Origin of the sequence: Mycobacteroides franklinii, assembly GCF_002013895.1 — a bacterium.
Classification (GTDB): Bacteria; Actinomycetota; Actinomycetes; order Mycobacteriales; family Mycobacteriaceae; genus Mycobacterium; species Mycobacterium franklinii.
The window spans coordinates 43,881-68,227 of record NZ_MAFQ01000019.1 but is presented as its reverse complement, the minus strand read 5'-3'; the positions used below and the strand labels follow the sequence as shown (position 1 = coordinate 68,227).

Annotated in this window: 21 protein-coding genes; 9 read left to right on the top strand and 12 right to left on the bottom strand. The window is 65.6% G+C overall.

Going from position 1 to position 24,347, the window contains the following annotated elements; genetic code table 11:
• Positions 1-20: 20 nt before the first annotated feature.
• The gene (locus B4393_RS25025) at positions 21-1,055 is read right to left on the bottom strand and encodes a YlbL family protein (RefSeq protein WP_078336415.1); all 1,035 of its coding nucleotides are present in this window, start codon (positions 1,053-1,055) and stop codon (positions 21-23) included.
• 62 nt (positions 1,056-1,117) lie between these two features.
• Here B4393_RS25025 and B4393_RS25020 point away from each other — a divergent pair, with 62 nt between their 5' ends.
• From B4393_RS25020 to B4393_RS24995, 6 genes are all read left to right on the top strand, one after another.
• On the top strand, positions 1,118-1,534 hold the full coding sequence (locus tag B4393_RS25020; RefSeq protein WP_078336414.1) for a thiol-disulfide oxidoreductase DCC family protein: 417 nt from the start codon (positions 1,118-1,120) through the stop codon (positions 1,532-1,534).
• Positions 1,535-1,627: 93 nt separating this feature from the next.
• Positions 1,628-3,001, top strand: a complete 1,374-nt coding sequence (locus B4393_RS25015) for a zinc-dependent metalloprotease (protein WP_078336413.1) — start codon at positions 1,628-1,630, stop codon at positions 2,999-3,001.
• Positions 3,002-3,091: 90 nt separating this feature from the next.
• Positions 3,092-3,964 (top strand): hypothetical protein, encoded by an 873-nt coding sequence (locus B4393_RS25010; protein ID WP_078336412.1) that lies wholly within the window; start codon positions 3,092-3,094, stop codon positions 3,962-3,964.
• 55 nt (positions 3,965-4,019) lie between these two features.
• Positions 4,020-5,369, top strand: coding sequence for an ABC1 kinase family protein (locus tag B4393_RS25005; RefSeq protein ID WP_078336411.1), 1,350 nt, complete (start codon positions 4,020-4,022; stop codon positions 5,367-5,369).
• 56 nt (positions 5,370-5,425) lie between these two features.
• Positions 5,426-6,757: an ABC1 kinase family protein gene (locus B4393_RS25000; RefSeq protein WP_078336410.1), complete on the top strand. Its 1,332-nt coding sequence runs from the start codon at positions 5,426-5,428 to the stop codon at positions 6,755-6,757.
• Between the two features lie 63 nt (positions 6,758-6,820).
• Positions 6,821-8,170 carry an ABC1 kinase family protein gene (locus B4393_RS24995; protein ID WP_078336409.1) on the top strand — a complete coding sequence of 450 codons (1,350 nt, stop codon included), beginning with the start codon at positions 6,821-6,823 and terminating at the stop codon, positions 8,168-8,170.
• 76 nt (positions 8,171-8,246) lie between these two features.
• On the opposite strand, the gene B4393_RS24990 is transcribed toward B4393_RS24995, so the two are convergent.
• From B4393_RS24990 to B4393_RS24975, 4 genes are all read right to left on the bottom strand, one after another.
• On the bottom strand, positions 8,247-8,531 hold the full coding sequence (locus B4393_RS24990; protein ID WP_070938755.1) for a WhiB family transcriptional regulator: 285 nt from the start codon (positions 8,529-8,531) through the stop codon (positions 8,247-8,249).
• A gap of 169 nt (positions 8,532-8,700) precedes the next feature.
• A complete protein-coding gene (locus B4393_RS24985; protein WP_078336432.1) occupies positions 8,701-8,916 on the bottom strand; it encodes a hypothetical protein in 216 nt (71 codons plus the stop codon).
• Positions 8,917-9,077: 161 nt separating this feature from the next.
• Positions 9,078-9,902, bottom strand: coding sequence for a dienelactone hydrolase family protein (locus B4393_RS24980; protein ID WP_078336408.1), 825 nt, complete (start codon positions 9,900-9,902; stop codon positions 9,078-9,080).
• 55 nt (positions 9,903-9,957) lie between these two features.
• Positions 9,958-12,027 carry an ATP-dependent DNA helicase UvrD2 gene (locus B4393_RS24975; RefSeq protein WP_078336407.1) on the bottom strand — a complete coding sequence of 690 codons (2,070 nt, stop codon included), beginning with the start codon at positions 12,025-12,027 and terminating at the stop codon, positions 9,958-9,960.
• A 90-nt stretch (positions 12,028-12,117) separates the two neighbouring features.
• Between B4393_RS24975 and B4393_RS24970 the strand changes: the two genes are divergently transcribed.
• Positions 12,118-12,390 carry a mycoredoxin gene (locus B4393_RS24970; protein ID WP_078336406.1) on the top strand — a complete coding sequence of 91 codons (273 nt, stop codon included), beginning with the start codon at positions 12,118-12,120 and terminating at the stop codon, positions 12,388-12,390.
• 3 nt (positions 12,391-12,393) lie between these two features.
• Here B4393_RS24970 and nudC read toward each other — a convergent pair whose 3' ends face one another.
• The 4 genes from nudC to B4393_RS24950 form a co-directional block, all read right to left on the bottom strand.
• Positions 12,394-13,326, bottom strand: a complete 933-nt coding sequence (nudC, locus tag B4393_RS24965; RefSeq protein WP_078336405.1) for an NAD(+) diphosphatase — start codon at positions 13,324-13,326, stop codon at positions 12,394-12,396.
• Between the two features lies 1 nt (position 13,327).
• The gene (locus B4393_RS24960) at positions 13,328-14,413 is read right to left on the bottom strand and encodes a potassium channel family protein (protein WP_070938750.1); all 1,086 of its coding nucleotides are present in this window, start codon (positions 14,411-14,413) and stop codon (positions 13,328-13,330) included.
• Between the two features lie 105 nt (positions 14,414-14,518).
• A complete protein-coding gene (locus B4393_RS24955) occupies positions 14,519-17,758 on the bottom strand; it encodes an ATP-dependent helicase (RefSeq protein ID WP_078336404.1) in 3,240 nt (1,079 codons plus the stop codon).
• Positions 17,755-20,931, bottom strand: a complete 3,177-nt coding sequence (locus tag B4393_RS24950; protein ID WP_078336403.1) for an ATP-dependent DNA helicase — start codon at positions 20,929-20,931, stop codon at positions 17,755-17,757. Before B4393_RS24950 ends, B4393_RS24955 begins: the two co-directional genes overlap by 4 nt.
• A gap of 90 nt (positions 20,932-21,021) precedes the next feature.
• Here B4393_RS24950 and B4393_RS24945 point away from each other — a divergent pair, with 90 nt between their 5' ends.
• The gene (locus B4393_RS24945) at positions 21,022-21,804 is read left to right on the top strand and encodes an alpha/beta fold hydrolase (protein ID WP_078336402.1); all 783 of its coding nucleotides are present in this window, start codon (positions 21,022-21,024) and stop codon (positions 21,802-21,804) included.
• A gap of 2 nt (positions 21,805-21,806) precedes the next feature.
• Entirely contained in the window at positions 21,807-22,103 is a 297-nt protein-coding gene (locus B4393_RS24940; RefSeq protein WP_070938746.1) for an MGMT family protein, read from the top strand.
• Here B4393_RS24940 and B4393_RS24935 read toward each other — a convergent pair.
• Genes B4393_RS24935 through nirD form a run of 3 tightly spaced genes read right to left on the bottom strand, consistent with a single transcriptional unit; the run spans position 22,077 to position 24,265 of the window.
• Entirely contained in the window at positions 22,077-22,775 is a 699-nt protein-coding gene (locus B4393_RS24935) for a sirohydrochlorin chelatase (RefSeq protein WP_078336401.1), read from the bottom strand. The two genes, B4393_RS24940 and B4393_RS24935, sit on opposite strands and share 27 nt — an antisense overlap.
• Entirely contained in the window at positions 22,768-23,970 is a 1,203-nt protein-coding gene (locus B4393_RS24930) for a uroporphyrinogen-III synthase (protein WP_078336400.1), read from the bottom strand. Before B4393_RS24930 ends, B4393_RS24935 begins: the two co-directional genes overlap by 8 nt.
• On the bottom strand, positions 23,912-24,265 hold the full coding sequence (gene nirD, locus B4393_RS24925) for a nitrite reductase small subunit NirD (protein WP_070938743.1): 354 nt from the start codon (positions 24,263-24,265) through the stop codon (positions 23,912-23,914). Before nirD ends, B4393_RS24930 begins: the two co-directional genes overlap by 59 nt.
• Positions 24,266-24,347 lie beyond the last annotated feature (82 nt).

Sequence of the window (24,347 nt, the reverse complement as noted above, 5' to 3'; positions counted from 1 at the left end):
ATCAATTGTGCTGAGGTTCGCTAACAACTGGGCGGTTGATCACCGCGATTGAGCGCGTTGAGTCCGTCAACCGCCTCGGTCAAGGTGCCGACCTTCACCAGCGTGAGCCCCTGCCCACCGTCGGTCTTGGCTTCGGCGCAGTTGGCCGCGGGCACCAAAAACACCGTCGCTCCAGCGTCTTTGGCGGCAAACATCTTGTGCGTGATGCCCCCGATGGGACCCACCTTGCCTTCGGCGTCGATTGTTCCCGTACCGGCGACGAACTTTCCGCCATCAAGCTCACCGGGCGTCAGCTTGTCGATCACCGCGAGGCTGAACATCAAGCCGGCAGAAGGGCCGCCGATGTTGGCCAGATTGAAGTCGATGGTGAACGGCGCCCACGGCGCCTGCACCACGCCCACACCCAGGAATCCGTAGTCACGATCCCCGTTCTTGCCGAGCGTGATTTTCACCGTTTCCGTCTTGTCGCTCCCCTGCGGATTCTTGCGCTTGTAGTCCAGCGTGACCACATCGCCCGGCTTGGTCAGCTTGAGCTGTCCGGTGAATTGGTCGAGTGTCGCCACCGGGTGCCCGTTCACGGCGGTGACGGCGTCGTTCTCCTGCAGCTTGCCCTTCGACGGCCCGTCATCGCTGATGGTCAGGACGGTTACCGCGGTGGGATATTTGAGGTATCCGAGTGCCGCGAACTCCGCGCTCTCCTCCGACTTCTTGAATTCAAGGTCGTTGTCCTTGTCCACCTGATCCTTGGACCGATCCGGCGGATACACCACATCCCGCGGCACCAGCTGCTCGCTACCGCTCGCCCACAACCGCAGCGCGTCGGCCAACGTCAGCCCGTCCCGCTGCGAGACCGTCGTCATGTTGAGGTGACCGGACACCGGATCGACCTTGGTGCCCTTGATGTCCACCACTTCCTTGCCCTGGACCTGCCCGAGGGTGTTGAAGGTGGGGCCCGGTCCCAGGGATACGAACGGCACGGCGATCACCGACATCAACAGCCCGAAGACAACAATCGGGATCAGCGCGACCAGCAACGTCGCAACGCGGCGATTCATGCCTGCACCCTATGGCAACCGGCGATCGGCACCCCGCCGGTAGTCTCCAGGGCGGAGGTTCAATGAGCGAGCAAGCCCCTGTCCTGCTGTACGACGGCGTCTGTGCACTGTGCAACGGAGCGGTCAAGAAGATCCTGCGCGACGACCAGATTGGGACCATGCGGTTCGCGGCGCTCGACAGCGAGTACGGCACCCACGTGATCGAGCGGCACCCCGAACTCGCCGGCGTCGATTCCTTCGTGATCGTCGACAACCCGGGCGGTTCCGCCGAACGAATTCACATCCGCTCCGACGCCGTGCTCCGCGTCATGGACTACCTGGGCGGGACCCGACGCGCCGCCCTCATCGCGCGCCTGGTGCCGCGTCCGGTGCGCGATGGGCTGTATCGGCTGGTGGCCCGCACCCGATACCGGATCTTCGGCCGCTACGACACCTGTCCGGTGCCCCCGCCCGAGGTCCGGGCACGCTTCCTGGCCTGATCCACCGCTACCCGATACACACACAAGGAGCGCGTTCGGCCCATTACGCCGTCAGCGTGATCCGGCCGCGTCTACCAGCGGTACCGTAGAGATATGGCCGACGTACCCTTTGGATTCGCTGCTGGCGACGACTCCGACCGTGAGCGGGGCGATGCCGGTCGCGGCGCCTCGGGCTCAGGTTCGTCGGGCGCAGACCCGTTCGGCTTCGGATCTGGTGGATTCAATCCCGCCGATCTGGGCCGGATCTTCACGCAGCTAGGACAGATGTTCAGCGGTGCAGCCGCCAGCGCATCCAGTGGCCAGCCCGCGGGCCCGGTCAACTACGACATCGCCCGGCAACTTGCCTCGAGTTCAATCGGTTTCGTCGCTCCCATCACCGAGGGCACCACATCGGCCATCACCGACGCGGTGCACCTGGCCGACACGTGGCTCGACGGTGCCACCGCATTACCCGCCGGCGCCACCCGAACCGCGGCCTGGACCGCGACGGACTGGGTAGATAACACGTTGGAGAACTGGAAGCGGCTCGTTGACCCCGTGGCCGAACAGATTTCGGGCATGTGGGCGGAGAACCTCCCGGAAGAGGCCAAGGGCATGGCCGGTCCGCTGTTGGGCATGATGACGCAGATGGGTGGCATGGCCTTCGGATCCCAGCTCGGCCAAGCCCTCGGGCAGCTGTCCCGAGAGGTGTTGACCTCCACCGACATCGGGCTGCCCTTGGGCCCGCGCGGAACTGCCGCGCTACTCCCGGGAGCCATCGAGACGTTCTCGGAGGGCCTGGAGCAGTCCAAGGCAGAGATCATGACGTTCCTGGCCGCTCGAGAAGCCGCCCATCATCGGCTGTTCAGCGGGGTGGGCTGGCTGACCATCCGGCTGATGGACACCGTCGAGCAGTACGCCAAGGGCATCTCGATCGACATGAGCGCCATCGAGGAGGCCGCGCGCGGTTTCAATCCCGCCTCGCTGGGCGATCCGTCCGATATGGAACAGATTCTGTCCCAAGGCATTTTCGAACCGAAGACCACACCGCAGCAGGAGCAGGCCCTGGAGCGCCTCGAAACACTGCTGGCCCTGGTCGAGGGCTGGGTGCAGACCGTGGTGACCGATGCGCTCGGCGAACGCATCCCGGCAACCGCGGCCCTCAGCGAGACATTGCGCAGGCGCCGCGCCACCGGCGGGCCGGCCGAGCAGACCTTCAGCACCCTGGTAGGCCTGGAGCTGCGGCCACGCAAGCTGCGCGAGGCGGCAGATCTGTGGCGCAGGCTGACCGACGCCGTCGGCATCGACAAGCGCGACGCGGTCTGGGCACACCCCGATCTGATGCCCGACGCCAGCGATCTGGACAATCCGGCGGCGTTCATCGACCGCATCATCGGCGGTGACTCCGATGCCGTCGATGACCCGATCGCGCAGATCGAGAAGCTCGATTCGGACTCTGACAACAAGCAGGAAAACCCAGAAGACTGAGAAACCCACCGCGCGTGCACTAGGCGCTGGTCACAGCCCGAACCGGGCTGTGGATAAACGGTTTTCAAAGGCCTGCCACGCACGCTGGATATGCCACAGTGGGTCATGTCCAGCGAGCCGACGTTCACCCTCGACCCGGCCCGTCCCGTGCTGCCCCGGCCCGACGACGGGGTTCAGATCGGCTGGATGCCGCGCCACGCGGTAATCGTGCGCCCCGGAGCGGGCGCCCCTGCCCACGCGGTGCGGAAGCTACTGAGCTCCCTGAGCGATGAACTCACCTGGGGCCAGATCCTTAATCTCCAGTGTGTCAGGGACTTTGGCGATGCCGATGATATCCGGTCGCTGCTGGACGAATTGGTCGATGCCGGAGCCGTCATCCGTCGCACCCGGCCCGCGGCACATGCATCACCGATGATTCGGCTCGTCGGCCGCGGCCCGCTGTCCGACACCCTCGCCGAAGCACTGCGACATACGTCCGCACGCATCCAGCACACGACCCATTCGACACATGGAAAATCCTGGCACCACGTGGATTTGGCCATCCTGGCCGATGACCTGATCGCCGATACCCGCTTGCTGCGGATGTTGACCGACGCCGAGGTGCCGCACCTGTCGGTCCGCGCGCGCGACGGCACCGGCCTCATCGGGCCCATGGTCCTGCCGGGCATCACCAGCTGTCTGGAATGCGCCGACCGCCATCGCCACGACCGCGACGAGCAGTGGCCCGCGGTCGCTGCGCAGCTCACCGGAACCGTCGGCGTCGCCGCTCCGGCCACCGTGTTGGGCACCGTCGCGGTGGCGCTGGCACAGATCGATCGGGTGCTGTCGGCGATGCGCGGGCAAGCGCCCGGACCGCTGGTCACACTCAACACAACGCTCGAACTCGACCTGGCCACCCACGCGTTGACCGCACGCCACTGGACGGCTCACCCGCTGTGCCCATGTGGCGCCTACTTCACCTGAAATTGACGAAGCACCACCTTTTGTTAACTTCATCACGACCGGGCATGATGTGTACATGGCAGAGATTCGTCGTGGCCGCGCCGCGCGCGCCGCAAAACTCGCATCGCTCCCGGCCGGAATAGCGGGCCGCGCCGCACTCGGTGTCGGGAAACGATTGGCCGGGAAGTCCAAAGACGAAGTCAATGCCGAACTCGTCGAGAAGGCCGCCGAACAGCTGTTCCAGGTACTCGGCGAACTCAAGGGCGCGGCCATGAAGATCGGCCAGATGCTCTCGGTGATGGAAGCCGCCATTCCGCCCGAATTCGGCGAGCCCTACCGCGAAGCACTCACCAAACTGCAAAGCGACGCTCCCCCGCTGGCGGCCGACAAGGTGCACCGCGTCCTCGATGCCCAACTGGGCACCAAATGGCGGGAACGCTTCCAGTCCTTCGACGACAAGCCCGTCGCCTCGGCCAGCATCGGCCAGGTGCACAAGGCCGTCTGGAAGGACGGCCGCGTCGTCGCGGTCAAGGTGCAGTATCCGGGCGCCGATGAAGCCGTGCGCTCCGATCTCAAGACCATTCAGCGGCTCTCGTCGTTGTTCAAACAGGTGGCCCCGGGTGCCGATATCAAGGGCATCGTCGACGAACTCATCGAGCGCACCGAGGAAGAACTCGACTACCGCATCGAGGCCACCAACCAGCGCACCTTCGTCAAAGCCTTCAAGGATGACCCCGAGTTCTACGTGCCCTCGGTCATCGCCTCCTCCCCCAAGGTGATCATCACCGAATGGATGCAAGGCCGGAAGCTCTCGGAAATCATCGCCGGCGGCACGGAGGAAGAGCGCAGTAGATGCGCTCATTTCCTGCTGGAGTTCAGCATCAGCTCCCCTTACCGCTGCGGACTGCTGCACGCCGACACCCACCCCGGAAACTTCATGTTGTTGGAGGACGGCCGGTTCGGCGTCATGGACTTCGGTGCCTGCGCCTCGCACGAGGGCGGCCTGCCCGCGGGCTTCGGACCGATCCTGCGTCTGGCCCGCGACGAGAAGTGGGAAGAGCTGACCGAGGTGCTGCGCTCGGAGGGCTTCATTCCGCCCAGCGCCACCTCCGTCTCGCACGAGGAGGTCAACTCGTACCTGGAGCCGTACATCGAGCCGCTCAACTACGACACATTCCACTTCAGCCGTAAGTGGCTGCAGCGTCTGACCGCCAAGGCCACCGATTTCCGTAGCGAAGAGTTCCTCGAGTCCTTCAAGACCAGCCGACAGATGAACCTGCCGCCGAACTACCTGATGTTCTTCCGGGTCCTCGGCGGCCTGATCGGTATCGCCGCGCAGCTTGATGCCCCGGTCGATTACGCGGCCATCATCGACAAATGGGTTCCCGGTTTCCATGAAGACAGCAAGTCCCCGGCGGCCACCTAGACCGACAGGAAAACCTGCGTTGTCAGAATCACGCCGGCCCCGGCATGATGTAACGCATGGCTGAGATCCGTCGTGGCCGCGCCGCGCGCGCCGCAAAACTCGCATCGCTACCGGCAGGCATCGCCGGTCGCGCCGCACTCGGCGTCGGGAAACGTCTGACCGGCAAGTCCAAGGACGAGGTCAACGCCGAGATGATGGACAAGGCCGCCGAACAGCTGTTCCAGGTACTCGGCGAACTCAAGGGCGCGGCCATGAAACTCGGGCAGGCGCTGTCGGTGTTCGAAGCCGCCATTCCCCCGGCCTTCGCCGAACCCTTCCGAGACGCCCTGACCAAACTGCAAAGCGACGCCCCGCCGCTGGCCGCTGACAAGGTGCACCGCGTCCTCGATGCGCAGCTCGGCACCAAATGGCGGGAACGCTTCCAGTCCTTCGACGACAAGCCCGTCGCCTCGGCCAGCATCGGCCAGGTGCACCGCGCTGTCTGGAGCGACGGTCGCGTGGTCGCGGTCAAGGTGCAGTACCCGGGCGCCGATGAAGCCGTGCGCTCCGATCTCAAGACCATGCAGCGGCTGGCCTCGCTGTTCAAGCAGATCGTGCCCGGCGCGGATGTCAAAAGCATCATCGACGAACTCATCGAACGCACCGAGGAAGAACTCGACTACCGCATCGAGGCCACCAACCAACGCGCCTTCGCCAAGGCCTTCAAGGGCGACCCCGAGTTCTACGTGCCCTCGGTCATCGCCTCCGCGCCCAAGGTCGTCATCAGCGAATGGATGCAGGGCCGCAAGCTCTCCGAAATCATCAGCGGCGGAACCGAAGACGAACGCAACGAGTGCGGACGGCTGCTGCTGAAATTCACCGTCAGCTCCCCCTACCGCTGCGGGCTGCTACACGCCGACACCCACCCCGGAAACTTCATGCTGCTGCCGGATGGGCGGCTCGGCGTCATGGACTTCGGCGCCTGCGCCACCCACGAAGGCGGGTTCCCTCCCAACCTGGGACCCATCTGGCGTTTAGAGCGGGACGGAATGTGGGATGAGCTCATCCCCCTCATGCGCGAGGAAGGATTCATCCCCCCGCGCACCGACGTGTCGCCCGAGGACATCGACGAATATCTCAAGCCGTTCATCGATCCGCTCAAATCCGACGAGTTCCACTTCACCCGGAAATGGATGCAGCGCGTCGCCGCCAAATCCAGTGACGTGCGCGGGGCCCAATTCCAAACCGGCCGCCATCTTGACCTGCCACCCGTGTACCTCATGATGTTCCGGGTCCTCGGCAGCCTGTCCGGCATTCTGGCCCAGCTCGACGCGACAGTGCCCTACGCACGAATCATCGGCGACTGGGTTCCCGGTTTTCGGATGGACGAGCCCGTCGCCGCCAGCTAGCGACGGCTAGCATTCCGAGAAGACGTGGGGGCAACGGCGCCACACGCATAGATATGAGGTGACATGGCAGATATTCGCCGCGGCGGACTCAGCCGAATGACCAAACTGGCAAGCCTGCCCGCAGGCATGGCCGGGCGCGCGGTCCTCGGGGTTGGCAAACGGTTGACCGGAACATCGGCCGACGAGGTCAACGCCGAACTCCTGGAGAAGGCAGCCGACGAGCTGTTCAATGTGCTCGGAGAACTCAAGGGCGGCGCCATGAAGGTGGGTCAGGCCCTCTCGGTGATGGAGGCGGCGATACCGCCGCAGTTCGCCGATCCGTTCCGCGAGGCCCTGGTCAAGCTGCAGAGCGAGGCCCCGCCGCTGCCTGCGGCGAAGGTACATCGTGTGCTCGACGCGCAGCTCGGCACCAAATGGCGGGAACGCTTTCAGTTCTTCGATGACGCCCCCGTCGCCTCGGCCAGCATCGGTCAGGTACACAAAGGCATCTGGAAGGACGGCCGCGAGGTCGCCGTCAAAATCCAGTACCCCGGCGCCGACGACGCGCTGCGCGCAGACCTCAAGCTCATTCAGCGGATGACGCCGTTGGCCAAACAGATTGCGCCCAAAGCAGATATCGACAGGCTCGTCGCCGAGATCAGCGACCGCATCGAGGCCGAACTGGATTACCGCCAGGAGGCGGCCAACCAGCGCGCCTTCGCGAAGGCATTCACCAACGACCCGAAATTCTTCGTACCTGCGGTTGTCGCCAGCGCGCCCAAGGTCATCATCGCCGAATGGATGGAGGGGCGTCGGATCTCGAAGATCATCTCCGAGGGCACCCGCGAGGAGCGGGACTCCGCGGGCGCTCTGATGCTCGAATTCACGGTGAAGTCACCGGAGATGGTTGGTCTGGTACACGCCGACCCGCACCCGGGAAACTTCATGCTGCTGCCCGACGGCCGTTTCGGCATCATCGATTTCGGGGCGGTCTCCGAGCACCCCGGCGGCATTCCGCCGGAATTCGGTGAGGTGCTGTGCTGGGCGCGGGACGAGCAGTGGGATCAGGTGATCCGGCTGATCAAGCAGCTCGGGTTCATGCCGCCGGAGGTAGAACTGTCCGGGAATCAAGTGATGGATTACATCAGGCCGCTGTGGCCCTATGTGGATCCGTTGCGCTCCGGCGAATTCCACTTCACCCGTGAATGGTTCCAGCAGGCCGCGGTGGCCTCCACCGATCTGTTGGATGAGGGATTCGCGGACCGGTTCAAGTTGGCACGCCAGATGACAGTGCCGCCGGGTTATGTCATGCTGCTGCGCACACTCGGCGGAATGATCGGCGTGCTGGTGCAACTCGGTGCCCACGTGAACTATGCGGCGATCGCCGAGGAATGGATGCCGGGCTTCTTCGCACCCCACGCGAAAACTGTCTAAACACAATGCTCCCCATCGCACAATGGCGATGGGGAGCATTGGTTATCGAGGCCTGCGGCATCCGCGATATGCCGCGTCATGCCGCGGCGGTGTCTGCGTCAGGCAGTGAGTCCTTGCGCGGACGTCCACGGGGCCGCTTGCGCGCCACGATGGAACCCTGCTCCAAGATCTCGCCACCCCACACGCCCCACGGCTCTGCGCGATCCAGCGCAGCGGCCAGGCACTGCGACCGGATCGGGCAGTCCGCGCACAGCGCCTTCGCCCGCTCCAGGTCGGCGGGGCTTTCCGCGAACCACAGGTCCGCATCCGCGACATGGCACGGCAGCGCGAGTCTTCGGGCCTCCACTTCGACGGTCATCATGTGTCCGTTCACCTGCTTCCTCTTCGGTTCCTGTAAAACTGCTGATCTCGTATCGGTGTCTTATCGATCGAGATCCGGAACCACGTCTGAGGTTTTGAGGCTCAAACAAATGTGGCCACGGATCCCGGTGGTGTCGGGTCCGTGGCCTGGGAGGCGGTTGTGGGGCTACCTAGATGTATCCCCTATTCACGGACGCGACATACGCGGCGGCTGCGGCGGCGGCGCGGTGCTTAATCGCAGGAGCCGAGCCAGCCAGCGACATGGCAGCTACCGCCGGCTTAACGGCGGTAGGCGTCTGGAGCGACGGCGGAGCGATCGGCAACACGACAAAGGCACCATGGGCATCACGCCACAAGGTGTCTCCGCAATTCATGGGTGTGTTCATTTCGCTCCTCCTTCCGTCTACTCGCACGTGAACAGGTCTATGTGGAATCCTCACGAATTCCTGACGCCCAGAGTAAAAGGTCGCCCATTCGGTTGACAAGTTATTTTTGACCTGCGGCAATACTTCGAAACCAGTTTTGTCGAACTGGCATCTTTTTCGCTTTACACGGATGTCAGCAGTCGCGAGCGGAACAGGTCCAGCACCTGGTCCAGCGCAGCGCGGGTGGGCTGGCCGGGCTCATCGATGAGATGTTCGGTGACCACCGAGTGCGGCGGCATCGGTGAATCCGGGTTGGCGACTCCGCCGGACAATTCGATGCCGATGAACGCATCGCCTAGCTCGTCCCTGAGGAACTGGAACCGTTCGGCCGGCACCAGCTTGTCGCTGGTGAACCGCATGCCGAGCACCTTGAGCCCGTCGTGTTGGCAGCGATGCTTGACCTTGGCCAGGTCCGACGGCGAGATATCGATGTTGTACCGGGCCTTCTTGCTGAGGCCGACGGGCATCGACGGCTGCGACAGCACGGGTGCCAGCAGGCGGTCGTCGGCGGCCATGGCCAGCGCGTATCCACCCGTAAAACACATGCCGATGGCGCCCACCCCGGGGCCGCCGTTGCGCTCATGTTCGTTCTGGGCCAGCGCGCGCAGCCAGTTGATCACCGGCGAGGTCTTCCCCGTCGCCAGCACCGTGAATTCGCGGCTCACACAGCCACGGAACATCGAGGACGCCATGTAGGTGGCGGTGCGCAACCAGCCGCCGTCCTTGGGGTCGGGGTTCTGCCCCGGATTCCCGAAGAGATGCGGCATGACGGCGGTGCAGCCGATATCGGCGACCTTGCGCGCGAAGTCGGCGACCTTGGGAGTTATCCCGGGCATCTCGGCGATGACGATCACCGCCGGTCCGCTGCCCTTTCGCAACACGATCTTGGTCTCGCCCTCATGAGTGAAGGTGCCTGCTTCGAAATCGCGGAGGTCATCGTCGGCCATGGGGCGAGCCTAGGACGAGATCACGATCCGCGCTAGACACGTGTTGAACAAGGGATCACGAGGATCGGGCACGCACCAAACGCAGCACGTCAGGGCCGTATTGCTCCAGCTTGCGCGCACCGATCCCGGGAATCGCAACGAGGGCGGCATCGTCGCCGGGAAGCAGTTCGGCGATGGCGATCAAGGTGTTGTCGGTGAACACCACGAACGCCGGCACCTTCATCTCCTTGGCCGTCTGGAGCCGCCAGTCCTTCAGTGCGGTAAGAAGTTCCTCATCGATATCGGATGGGCAGCTCTCGCAGCGCCGCAGCAGCACCGCGGCCGGAGTGCTGAGCGACGCATTGCAGATGCGGCAGCGTGCACCATTTCCCCGGCGGCGCGGCGTGGCCGCCGCGGGAAGCTGTGCACTCGGGGCGATTCCGTTGAGGAATCGGGAGTGCTTGCGCGACTTGCGACCACCGGCCGCCCGCGCGAGTGCCCAGCTGAGGCTCACATGCACACGCGCGCGGGTGATTCCGACGTACAGCAGGCGGCGCTCTTCCTCCACCGGTTCGATATCGCCGGACCGCGACAGGGCATGGGAGATGGGCAGGGTGCCGTCGGCCAGCCCGACCAGGAACACCGCATCCCATTCCAGACCCTTGGCCGCATGCAGCGAGGCCAGCGTTACGCCTTGCACAGTGGGTGGGTGGCGCGCCTCGGCCCGTACCCGTAATTCACGGACCAGACCGGGCAGATCCAGTTCCGGCTGACGGGCGCACTCCTCCTCGGCGAGCTCGACAAGGGCACGCAGCGATTCCCAGCGCTCACGCGCCTGGGTACCGTGTGGCTCCTCCGCGGACAATCCCAGCGGTTCCAAGACTTCCCGAACCTGTTGCGGTACGGGCAATTCTGCGGACTCGCGGTCCGCCGCACGCTGCAGGGCGACCAGCGACTGGCGCACCTCCTGGCGCGTGAAGAAGCCTTCGCCGCCACGCACCTGGAACGGTATGCCGGCCTCGGTGAGCGCCTCTTCATAGACCTCGGACTGCGCGTTGATTCGGTACAGCACCGCGATCTCCGATGCCGGCATTCCGGATTCGATCAATCCCGCAATGGATTTCGCCGCAGACTTGGCCTCCGCGGCCTCGTCGTCATGTTCGGAGAACCGCGGGGCGGGCCCTGCCGGCCGCTGGCCGACAAGCTGGAGCTTGCTGCCCGCGACCCGGCCCTGCGCCGCGGAGATCAGCCGGTTGGCCAGCGAAACCACTTGCGGTGTCGAGCGGTAGTCACGTTCCAGACGGACCACCGTCGCGTCGGGAAAACGGCGGGAGAAGCCGAGTAAGTACTGCGGAGTGGCCCCGGTGAACGAATAGATGGTCTGGTTGGCATCGCCCACCACCGTCAGGTCATCGCGAGGGCCGAGCCACGCGTCGAGTACCCGCTGCTGCAACGGGGTGACATCCTGATATTCGTCGACGACGAAACAGCGGTAGCGGTCCCGGAACTCGTCGGCGACGGCCTCCGAATTCTCGATGGCCGCAGCGGTATGCAGCAGTAAGTCGTCAAAATCGAGCAGCGTGGACCCGTCGGGCCGGGCCTTGAGTTTCTCGTAGCCCGCATAGACCTTGGCGACCTGTTCAGCCGGAACCGGCGCGTCCCTGCCGAACTTGGCCGCGGCCGCCGGGTAGGCCTCCGGGCTGATCAAAGATGCCTTGGCCCACTCGATTTCACCGGCGAGGTCACGCACGGTATCGGTGGTGGTGCTCAGTTTCGCGCGATTCGCAGCTTGCGCCACGAGGGTGAACTTGCTGTCGATCAACTCCCAGCGGGTGTCGCCGACCAGCCGCGGCCAGAAGTATCGGAGCTGGCGCAGCCCGGCGGCGTGGAAGGTGACGGCCTGCGCGGACCCGACGCCCAGGTCGCGTAGTCGGCCCCGCATCTCCCCCGCCGCCCGCTGCGTGAATGTGACCGCCAGGATCTGACCGGCCGCGACATGGCCGGATTCGACCAAGTGGGCGATGCGATGGGTGATGGTGCGTGTCTTACCGGTTCCAGCGCCCGCGAGCACACAGACCGGGCCGCGCGGCGCGGTGACGGCGGCGCGCTGCTCGTCGTCGAGACCATCAAGGAGAGAGCGCGCCACCGGGCCATCCTCTCAGCAACCGCCGACAACGCCCGGCCCCCACCCCGCTGTTGACAGATCTCACACCCCGAAGGAACACTCCGGCGGGGTATGACGTTGAATGCCGATGTGACTACCGCGAGCGATTCCGGCCTGACCATGTACTCCACCACGTGGTGCGGCTACTGCCGTCGACTCGAGACGCAGCTGAAGGCAGCCGGTATCGACTACACCAAGGTCGACATCGAAGAGGACCCGGCAGCGGCCGACTATGTCAGAGGAGTCAACGGAGGCAACCAGACGGTGCCGACCGTGAAGTTCCCCGATGGCAGCGCACTGACCAATCCGTCGCTGACCCAGGTGAAGGCCAAGCTCGGCGTTTAGTCCTTACCTACGGTCTTCCCGCGGCTCGTCCCCGGCGTACGCCCAGGATTCGACGATCTCCCGGGCGATGGAAATCGACCCCGGCAGCATCAGCCGGGAGTCGGATGGCGTGGTCCAATCCCCCAGTTCGAGTGCCGCGCGCACCTCATCACGCGTGAACCAATCGGCCTCGGCGATTTCACCGTCGTTGAACGAGAACGGCTGCGACGGGTCACCGATCGCGTGGAAGCCCAACATGATGGACCGCGGGAAGGGCCAGGGCTGGCTGCCCAGGTACTGCACATCGGTGACCTCGAGGCCGACTTCTTCGGCGATCTCGCGGGCCACGCACGCCTCCAGCGATTCGCCGGCCTCGACGAACCCTGCCAGCAGCGAGAACATCCGCTCCGGCCAGAACTTCTGACGGCCAAGCACTGCGCGATCGCCGCCGTCGTGCACCAGGCAGATGACGGCAGGGTCCGTACGCGGGAATTCCTCCTGCCCGGTGGTCGAGTTGACCCGAACCCAACCGCCCTTGGCGGGAGTGGTGGGCGATCCGTCGACAGGGCTGTAGCCGGCACTGTCATGCCAGGACAACATGGCCATCGCCGTGGCCAGCAGCGCCGCACTGGTGTCGTCGAACAACTGGCCGGAACGGCGCAAATCCAGCAGCGGCGCGCTGTCGTCGTCGAGCTCGGCGCGCACGGCCCACACGTGGCGGCCGCCCGGGATGCGCCCAAGAAACACGGCGTGCTCGGGCGGCTGATCCCCTGAGCGGGCGGCATCCTCCAGGACCACCTGCCCGTCGACGATGTTCACGCGGCCGCGAACGTCCAAGGTGATCAAACCCGCCTCTGACCAGCCCTTGGCCAATTCCTCTGGGTTTGAACGCAATTCGTCGGCGCGATCCAGCCCGACGCGCGAGAGCAAGGGAACGTTGCGAAGACGGAAGGTCATGTCACGCTCCGGCGTTGCGGACGTAGAGCAGACGATCGGTTGCCTCGATGGAATCCACCTCGGGAGCGTCCACCCGGTGCAGGGTGCCATCACGCACCACACCCAGGACGATGTCCGAGAGGTGGCGTGGCGAGCCGCCGACCTCGCTGCGCTCCACCTCGCGTTCGGCGATCGCGAACCCTGCCTCCGGGGTCAACAGGTCCTCGATCATCTCGACGACCCGCGGTGTGGTGGTGGCGATGCCGAGGAGCCGACCCGCTGTTTCGGAGGACACCACGACCGAGTCGGCGCCCGATTGGCGCAGCAGGTGCACATTCTCGGCCTCGCGGATCGCGGCGACGATCTTGGCGTTGGGGGCAAGTTCACGGGCGGTGAGCGTGACGAGCACCGAGGTGTCGTCGCGGTTGGCGGCCACGATGATCGACTTGGCGTTCTGCACACCAGCGAGTCGCAGCACATCGGATTTGGTGGCGCTGCCTCGCACCGTCACCAGGTCGGCGGAGGCCGCGGCATCCAGGGCCATCTGGTCTTCATCGACGACCACGATTTCGGACGGAGCGGCGCCGTCGGAGAGCATCGCCTGCACGGCGGTCTTCCCCTTGGTGCCGTATCCGACGACAACGGTGTGGTTGCGCACGCGGGCCCTCCATCGCTGGATCTTCAGTGCTTGACGCGAACGTTCGGTGAGCGCTTCCACCGTGGTGCCGACCAGAACAATCAGGAACAGCAGCCGCAGCGGCGTGATCACAAGGATGTTCACCAGCCGCGCACCCTCGGTATACGGGGTGATATCGCCGTAACCGGTGGTCGAAAGCGAGACGGTGGCGTAATAGAAGCAGTCCAGGAAGCTGAGCGGGTCGCTCTCCTCCGGAGTGGACGCGACATCGCGGTAGCCGCTGCGATCCGCGTACACCACGAGCACGGCCGCGAAGAGTGTTCCCAGCGCTATCAGGATGCGCTTGCCGATCGCTCGCCATGGGCTGGCCGTATTTTCGGGGATACGCAGAACACCGACCAATGCATGGTCTGGCTGTGCGGTCAGCGTCTCATCGAGGCCGCGAAACCGCTGGCGGAACTTACCTGCCATACGCCGATCGCGTCCGACTCACCGGTTGCACGGGTGTCAATCTACTCATATGGCGGCCGTGGTTCGCGTTGGCTGGCGACATACCGGCAAAAGTTTGGGCAGATATCAATCTCGAGTCAGCTCTGCGAGCTCCTCCGCGTGCGGCAATTCGGGCAGTTCGGCCGGGGCCACCGTGCGACCCGTACGCACGTAGTGGAACACCGCGCTCACCCGTGAGGGATCGATTCCCTGCAATGCCGCCCACGCGTGCCGGTACACGGCCAGCTGCACCGCGGCGGCCTCCATCTCGGCGCCCGACGGCTCGTGACCGGTCTTCCAGTCCACGACTGTCCAGGTGCCCTCTGTACTGCCATCGGGTCCGAACACTGCATCGATCCGTCCACGCACGACCGTGCCGGCGACAGAAATCTCGAACGGCACCTCCAGTTCGGCGGGGGTTCGGTCCGCCCACTCCGAATCGAGGAACGCCGACTGCAGCGCCGCCAAATCCTCGGCATCCTCGAAACTCCCGTAACCGTCGCCAGGCAGATCTTCGAAATCGATGAGCCGCACCGACCCGTAGTGACGCTGCACCCAGGAATGGAAGGCGGTGCCGCGACGAGCTTCCAGGTCCGGACGGGTGGGTCTCGGGCGCGCCAGCCGGCGCGCGAGGGCCTGCGGATCGTGACGCAGCTCCACCAGGCTTGTCACCGAAAGGTGCTGAGGAAGAGTCAAATCCGGACGTCGATGGGCCAGCTCGCGTTCGCGCAGCAGCGCGTCGACATCGGCGCCCCACCCGTCCGGATCGTCCTCGTCGGCTTCGGTCAGCGAGGCCGTACCGGCGAGCGCATCGCGCACCAGCTGCGCACCCGCCTCAAGTCCACCGCGTCTACCCGCAAGCGGGTCGGCCGGCCATCGCGCTTCAACTGTCTGATCGAGCATGGGATTGCGTTCACCCGCCGCCGGCTCGGTAGCCCACTGCTCGACAGTTCCACACGGAATGCCTTCGGCAGCGGCGGCTTCGATGACATCACGCAGTTCGATCAAAAAGTCCGACGGCCCCTTCGGTTTGAGTCCGGTTTGGCCCCAATGGTGTCCCGAGACGAAAAGCTGCTCGGCCGAACGGGTAACCGCCACGTACAGCAGCCTGCGCTCCTCATCGATCCGGCGAGTGGCCAGGCTGTCCTTGTGCCGCGCGATCGCGTCGGAGAGCTGTTTGCGGTTGGTGATGCCCTCGGTGTCCAGCTGTGGAACTCCGAAACGATCCCCCTGGGTGGCGCGATCACCGCGCACCAACGGCGGAAGTTCCGTGGCACTCGTCAACCAGGTCGGCGCGGCCACACCCGACGGGAACACTCCGGCACTCAGATGCGGAACGGCGACGACATCCCATTCCAGCCCCTTGGCCGAATGTACGGTCAGAATTTGGACTCGCCCCGGGCTAGTCGCCACTTCCACAGGTGCGAGGCCTTTTTCGATCTCCCACGCGGCGTCCAGGTATTGCAGGAATGCGGCGACCACCCCCACCGGATCGCCCTGATCGGCGGCCTCGGCGAATCCTGCGGCCACGTCGGTGAAGGCACGCAGCTGGTCCAAGCCGCCGCTGCGTTGCGCCGCGACAAGCTCGACATCCAGTGCCAGCACCCGCTGCACCTCGGCGATCAGGTCGGTGAGCGGCATACCGAGGCGCGCGCGCAACGCGGACAATTCCCGCCGCAGCGCGCCCAGGCGCGCCCAGCCTTCCGGCGAGTACTCATCGGGTGTGCCGGGATCGCTGATGGCGTCCGCCAAGCACGGAACGTCGGCCTCTTCCCCGATGTCCTCGCCGGTCTTCCCCGATCCGCCGCGACCGAATCCCGTCGCCCGCCGCCACAGCACCACCAGATCGTGGGCGCCAAGGCGCCACCGGGGGCCGGTCAACACTCGCAGGGCGGCCGGGCCGGCCGTCGGGTCGGCGACAAGGCGCAGCATCGCCACGGTATCGGCGACCTCCGGAAGACCAAGCAGGCCGGTCAATCCGACTACCTCAACCGGAACACCTTGTGCAACAAGGGCTTCTGCCATGGGAGCGGCATCACTGTTCCGCCTGACCAGCACCGCCGAGGCTGGTGGGCGATTTCCCTCGCGATGCGCCTGCTGGTACACCGAGGCAAGTTGTGTCGCAACCCATTCCCGTTCGGCAGCCACGTCACCGAGCAGTGCACAGGCGATGTGGCCGGAGGTGGCGTCCGGCCGAGGGCGCAGCGGCCGCACCGCTACCGAACGCCGGCGCGCCTCCTCCGACACGGCGTTGGCCAGGTGCAGGGCTTCGGGCGGATTGCGCCAGCTGGTACGCAATTCCTTTGTCGGCGCCGGTGATCCGTCCGGCAGCGGAAAGTCGGTGGTGAAACGGGGCAGATTGGTCGCCGATGCGCCACGCCAGCCGTAGATGGATTGGATCGGATCACCCACGGCGGTCAACGCCAATTCGGGGTCGACACCCCGACCGAACAAGGACGACAACAAGATGCGCTGGGCATGTCCGGTGTCTTGGTACTCATCGAGCAGCACCACCCGATAGCGATCCCGCTGAGTCTGTCCCACCACAGGATGATCCGCGGCTAGGCGAGCCGACAACGACATCTGTGCACCAAAATCGAGAACCCCGCGGGCACGCATCAGCGCAATCAGCTGCTCCACGATCGCGAGGAGCTGCGTGCGCTCATGCTGTGTTTCCACCAATCGCAGCAGCCACGCGCTCGGGCCGCCCTCCCGCTGACGCGGGCCGGGAGGCAGGGTGTGAATCAACTGTTCCAGCTCGTCATGCGAGGACAGCAGGTCGGTGGTGTCCACCAAATGCTCGGAGAGCTGGCCGGCCAGCGCCAGCACCTGAGCCGTGACGGCACCGGGCGTCTTCTCGGTATCCAGATCCCCATCGAAATCGCAGACCAATCGGAAAGCCATCTGCCACAACTGTGTTTCGGTCAGCAGACGCGCATTGGGCTCCATGGGCAGCAACAGCCCATGCTCGCGGAGCAATGTTCCGGCATATGCGTGATAGGTGGCGATGACGGGATCGGGTTCGTCGGCGCTGACCGGTGCCATGATCCCGCTGCCCGCCAATCGGGCGAGCCGCGACCTGACGCGTCGCAACAACTGACCCGCCGCCTTACGGGTGAAGGTGAGCCCGAGCACCTGGGCGGGCGTGGCATAGCCATTGGCCACCAACCACACCACCCGGGCGGCCATGGTCTCGGTCTTGCCCGCGCCAGCACCCGCGATCACCACCATCGGACCGGGGGGCGCCCCGATGACGGCAGCCTGCTCATCGGTCGGCTCGAACAGTCCCAAGGCCTTCGACAATTCAGCTGGCGAGTAAGCGCTCACGACTGACACACTGCCTGCCCATCGGTCTGCGCGGGGCAGCAGGTCCTCAGCGGGCAATGCCCACAGCCATCGTTGACTCGTGCGACGAAGACCGGACCTTGCGTGTTGGCCGCCGCGCGGTGGATGGTCTCACGCCAGGTGTCCTGGACCTCCGGGGTCAACGGATCCTGATGGCGTTGGGTGGCACCGACATCGAGGTTGGGCTTGGCGATGTACACCAAGCGGCCGCCACCGGGTTCACCCGCGGGTTGACCGTCGATAAGCCCCTCGGCGGCAGCCACCTGATATGCGGCGAGCTGAGCGTGTTGTTGCGCATCGTCTTTGGTGGCGGGACTCTTCCCGGTCTTGATGTCGATGACGACGGGGCGCCCCTCCGCATCCCGTTCCAACCGGTCGATGCGACCGACCAGTCGCACCTGCGGGTGACCATCGCGCGAAAGAACTCCATCGACACCGATCTCGCGACCGACCTCGGTGAGTTCACCACGAGTCGATGCACGCCAGGAGGTGAACGCCTCCAAAAGCTCCTGATGCCGGGCCAGCTCGTTGCGCGCGTACCACTGCGATTCGAACGGCATTGATTCCCAGGCCTTGTCGAGCTCGCGACGCATCGTGTCCGGATCTGCGGAGTGCACGCCGACAAGCTCATGGACCAATGTGCCCAGCGCCCGGCGCGGATCGGTGAGGTCGGTGCCACCGTGCCGTTCCAGCAGCCAGCGCAGCGGACATGCCATGAGTGTCTCGACATTGGAAGGCGACAAACGGATCGGACCGTCCTCGGCTTGCCACAGCGGCTGCTCACTGCTGACATCGGCAAGCCCGTACCAGGTTTCCGGATTCGCACCGGGCACTCCGGCGTCCGCGAGCCGGGCCAGCTGTCGGGCCGCGCCGCGGCGGCGAGTTTCACTCACCTCTCCGTGTGCGGCAGTGACGACGGCGCGCAGTTCGCCGACGAGGTTCGCGGCGGTCAGCGCTCGCGATTCCATTGTGCCCGGACGGTATTCGGGCATCACCCATTCCGGATGGGCCACCATGAGTTCGGTGAGGAAACGTGACGCCATCGCGGGTCCGCCGCCCATGTCGGTGTTCTCATTGTCGACGGCCGTAACCAGAACTCGGCGCGCCGCTCGCCCCACGGCCAGCAGCAGCAGGCGGCGTTCCTCGGCGAGTGCGACGGCCGCTCCGTCGACGTGTGCAGCGTGATCAATGTCCGCCAGCACATCCATCAGCTGCTGAGTACGCAGCACCCCGCCCCGCACCGCGGTGTTGGGCCACAGTCCTTCCTGGACACCGGGGATCGCGACCACATCCCACTGCCTGCCCACGGCAGCATGCGCGCTGACAATGGCGACGGCATCGGGTTCGAGTCGCGTCGCGCGCTGACCGGCCAGCGCCAATGACCGGATGTGGTCGATCAGACCCGTCACGCCGATACCCGGTGTGCGCGCCACATGCTCGGAGGCAAGGTCAAATAGCGCCGACACGGCATCGAGATCCCGATCGGCCTGGGCACCCAGCGGACCTCCGCGTTGCGATAACCCATCCCAGCGCCGCTGCAGACCGGACCGAGTCCACGCCGACCACAGCACGTCCAGGACGCTGGCCCCGGCGGCTATGGCCTCACGAGCGGCCGCGATCACTGCGCGCACGCGTCGCAGCGGAGCAGCCTGGATGTCCGTGAGTGCTGCCAAGTGGGTGTCATCGGCGTCGACGAGAACCACACGCAGCAGCTCCGCGCTGCTGCGTTCACCGCCCCGGGCCTCCTCGGCGCGCAGCAGTTGGCGTCGTAACCGCCTCAGCGCCACGGGATCAACCCGCCCGAACGGACCGGTTACCAGTGTCGCCGCGTCCTCGTCGTGCACATCCCCCTGAGCGGCAGAGACCGCGAGCAGCAGCGCATGCACGGCGGGAACCGCAGCCACCGGCCCGTCGTGCGACTCCGCGTGCACGGGAACTCCTGCCGATTGCAGGGCACGGCGCAGGGCCGCACCGCTGCGCGGGACCGACCGGACAATCACCGCCATCTGCGACCACGGCACACCGTCGATCAAATGCGATCGGCGCAGGAGGTCGACGATCAGCGACGCTTCGACGGTTTCGGTGGGCACCGAGGCAAGACGAACAGCGGCCGCGGGGTTCTCCGCCCCGTGGATGACCCGTGCCGGAGAGCTGCCGGGCAGCCGCTGGGCTACCGCGTTGGCAAGCTCGGCGACGGGTGCGGCGCAGCGGTGCGAACCCTGGAGTTCGATCATCGTGGCGCTGCTGTCGGCACCAATCTGCAACAGCTGTGTATCGGCACCACGGAACCCGAACACAGTTTGATTGGGGTCGCCGGCGATGACACAGACGCCGGCCCTTTCGGCCAGCAGCCGCACCAGCAGCGCCGCCTGTGGGTCGAGATGCTGGGAATCGTCCACCAGGAGAAGATCGATGCGATCGCGTTCCATCGCAAGAATTTCCGGCTCGATGGCGAAGGTCTCCAACGCCGATCCGACGAGCTCGGCGGCACCGAGCGCGGGCACCGTGGCCTGCGGAGCCGCCATACCCACCGCGGACCGCAGCAGCATGACCTCCTCGTACTCTCGCGCAAGATCGGCGACCCCAATCCACTCCGGACGACTGTGCCGCCGTCCGATCGCACGTAGCTCCTTGGCATCCACGCCACGCTCGGTGCACCGTGCCATCAGATCGCGCACGCCGGTGGCGAAGCCGGCCGTGGTCAACGCCGGCCGCAGCGATGCGGGCCATGAGCCACTGTTGTCTTCAGCATTGCCGCACAACAATTCCCGCACAATGCTGTCTTGCTCGGCTGCGGTGATCAGGCGCGGTGGCGGATTGCCCTGACGGGCGGCGTGCGCAGCGAGCACGGCGAAGGCGTACGAATGCACCGTGCGGACCATGGGTTCACGAATCGCGACGGCGGCAGCGCGTTCAAACACCGCAGCCGAGACCCTGTTACGCAGATCGGCGCTCGCCCGGTGGGAACCGGTGAGCACAAGAATGGACCCCGGGCTCACGCCGGCAGCGGTGTGGGCGGCCACGATATCGACCAGCAGGCTCGTCTTGCCGGTTCCGCTACCACCGACCACCACGAATCGGCCTTTACCGGCAGGGTCCAGCAGTTCTGCCGCCGCGCCGTCCCAGGATCGGGTCGAAAGCGGCGGCGTCGGCATGTGCAGATCACAGCACGAGGGTCCGACAAGTGGATCTGACCTGGCGATCCCCCGCAACGATCACCCGAGGATCGTGGCAGGATTCCGCGAGTGACACCGACGCTGAAGACCCACCGATACGGACCCGATGAACCGGCACGCCTGCTGGCGTTGCATGGACTCACCGGGCATGGCAGACGCTGGGCGCCGCTGTTCGACGAACACCTCACCGATGTGTCCGCCGTGGCACCGGACCTGCTGGGGCACGGACACTCCCCCGCGACCGCGCCGTGGTCCTTGGAAGCACACGCCGATGCGGTCGCGGCCGTGCTCGACGAAGCGCAGACCGGGCCCATCGTGGTGGTGGCACACTCGTTTGGAGGCGCCACCGCGTTGCACCTCGCGGCACGCAGGCCCGACCTGGTGAAGTCGCTGGTACTGCTGGACCCGGCAATCGGATTGGACGGCGACTGGATGCGGCAGATTGCCGACCAGATGGTGGCCTACCCGGACTACACCGACCGCGCCGAGGCCAAGTCGGACAAGGTCGCAGGGGCGTGGTCGGACGTACCGGATCACGTCATCGAAGCCGAACTGGACGAGCACCTGATCCCGTTGCCAAACGGCCGATGGGGCTGGCGGATGAATCTGCCCGCCGTGGTCACCGCGTGGAGCGAGCTGGCCCGCGATATTTCGCTACCCGCCAACATCATTCGTGTCACCCTGCTACGCGCCACGCGCACCTCGCCCGCCTATGTGACATCCGAACTTCTGGATGCTCTGCGGGCCACGCTCGGCGACCGGTTCGAGCTGATCGACATCGACTGCGATCACATGGTGTCGCAATCCCGACCCACCGAGACCGCCGCCGCGATACGGTCACACCTGGAGTAATCATGGCGACCGTCACCGAGGAACAAGTCGAGCTCGTGCGCTCACTGGTCGCGTCCATACCGGCCGGGCGAGTGGCCACATACGGTGATATCGCAGACGCCGCAGGACTTTCCAGCGCACGGATCGTGGGCTGGATCATGCGCACCGACTCGGCGGATCTGCCCTGGCATCGCGTCATCGGCGCGAGCGGGCGCCCCGCACCGCACATCCGGACCCGTCAGCTCGAACTGCTCAGGGCCGAGGGCGTACTCGCCGTGGACGGTCGGATCGCGCTACGCGATGTCCGCCACGGCTTCTAGCGCACCCACCACCGCCGCAGCCGAGGCGAAGCGCCGCACCATCAGATTCACGATCTCGGGATGTACACCCAGCGGTTGTGCGACACCGTCGGCACCGGCGTCGGTGAGGCGTTCCTGAAACAGCCCATGCGCCAACAGGTACGACGCGATGAAGACGCGCCGACCGGTCGCGCGCAGTTCCGCGACCATGTCGGACACTCGCGGCTCCCCCGTCGCGATGTAGCCCACCTTCACGGGGCCGGTGTGGCGTGCCAACATGCTGGCCGCGGTGTGGACCTCATGGCGGGCACCGGGATCCGAAGATCCTGCCGCAGCGAGCACTACCGCATCACCACGGCACCACCCGGCCTCGCGCAACCGCTCCGTCATGACCGTGGCCAACACCGGATCGGGCCCCAACGTTTTCGTAACGGCCACGTCGGGATGTCCACTCAGCTCAATGTGCTGCGGAATATCGTGGTGCACATGGTATCCCGATGCCAGAAAGGCCGGAAGCAACACCGCGGGGCCATCGATCGTCGAGAGCACCTCTGACGGGGTCGGACCCAGCACATCGACGAAGGCGGTCCGCACCGAACCGACACGTCTCGACACCGCCTCCGCGAGAGCGGCGATGTTCTCTACACCGGCGACAGAGCGGGTTCCGTGAGCGACCAGTACCAGCTCAGCCATGACATTCCCCAATCATGGTCGGATCGATCGCCAACCGGTAACCCCGCTTCACCACTGTCTGAATCACTTTCGGCGCACCGAGGGCAGCCCGTAGACGGGTCATCGCCGTCTCGACGGCATGGGTGTCGTCTCCGCCTCCAGGCAGCGCGGCCAACAGGTCCTCGCGGGACACCACCTGGCCGGGACGCACCATCAGCCGCTTCATCAGCGCCATACCCGCCGGGGATATCTGTCGTGTTTCGCCGTCGACCGCGATCCCGCAGCTGCGCACACTGACGATATGCCCGCCCGCGTGGAAACGTGGCGCCCTCCTGGTCAATTCGTCGGCGATGTGCCTGGCCAACGCGCCCAATCGCGCCCGTTCAGGCTGCGTCGTCGGGACGGCCAGCACCTCCAGCGGCGCAGCCGTCACCGGCCCGACACACAGCGGTGCGACCCTGGCCCGCAGCGCGGCCAACAACTCATCCAATCGGCCGGTTGCCTTGGCACGGCCAAGCATCGAGGCCACCGCGGGAGCGCTCGTGAAACTGATCCCGTCCAGCTCCGCATTGATCGCCATGGAGATCATCCGGTCCATCGGCCGCTGATCCTCCGGAGGTTCCCAGCGGTACACCGGCACCCGGATCACCTGTGCACCAGCGATTGTCAGCGCCTCGCATAGATCGGCGATGGGTTCCCATTCGGTAGCGGCACCATGAAGTTGCACGGCGATACGCCGACCCTCGACACCCTCTTCGAGCAGGCGATCCAGAACTTCCGCCGACGACTCCGATGCGGGCGACCACTCTTCACGCAGCCCCGCTTGACGGATCGCTCCGGTGGCCTTGGGTCCGCGGGCCACCAAACGTCCGGACTCCAACGCAGACCTGAGACTGTCGGCCACACCCCATTCGTCGGCGGCCTCGATCCAGCCGCGGAAGCCGATTCCGGTGGTGGCCACCGTCAGATCGGGCGGGTTGGCAATGACCAGTTCGGTGGCCTGCCGAAGCTCCGCATCGTCGGCCAACGGGATGATGCGGATGGCCGCGGCATACACAATGGCAGCCCCGCGGCGCTCCAAAAGCGCGATCAGTTCTTCCGAACGGCGCGCAGCAGTGACACCGATCGTGAACCCGTCGAGCCGACGCTCTTGCTCGTTACGCGGCGACCGCGTTCCGGTGTCGGCTCCTGAGCATTCCGATTTCGACGTTTCCATTGATCACCCGCACCTCGAAGACTGGCAACCGGCGCGACGCATCATCGAGGCAACGCCCGTCAATAAGCGAGAACACCTGCTTGAGCAGTGGCGATGCCACTGTCGGCTCCCCGCCACGGTCACCGGTCAAACCGCGCGACATGACGGCGGCCTGACCGTATGGATCGATGTTACCGACCGCGTAAAGCTCCCCACTGGGCAGCAGAAACAAGGCGGCCTGCACATCATCCGGAAGGAGAACCGCAGCACCCCGGCCCGGGGTGAGCGAATCCACCGCACAGACCGTCGACCACACGTATTGGTACCGCCTCAGTCGAGGGCGAGCGTCCACGATTGTCATCTCCGGCCTTTCTACTCGGTGTTTCTACCTGATATGT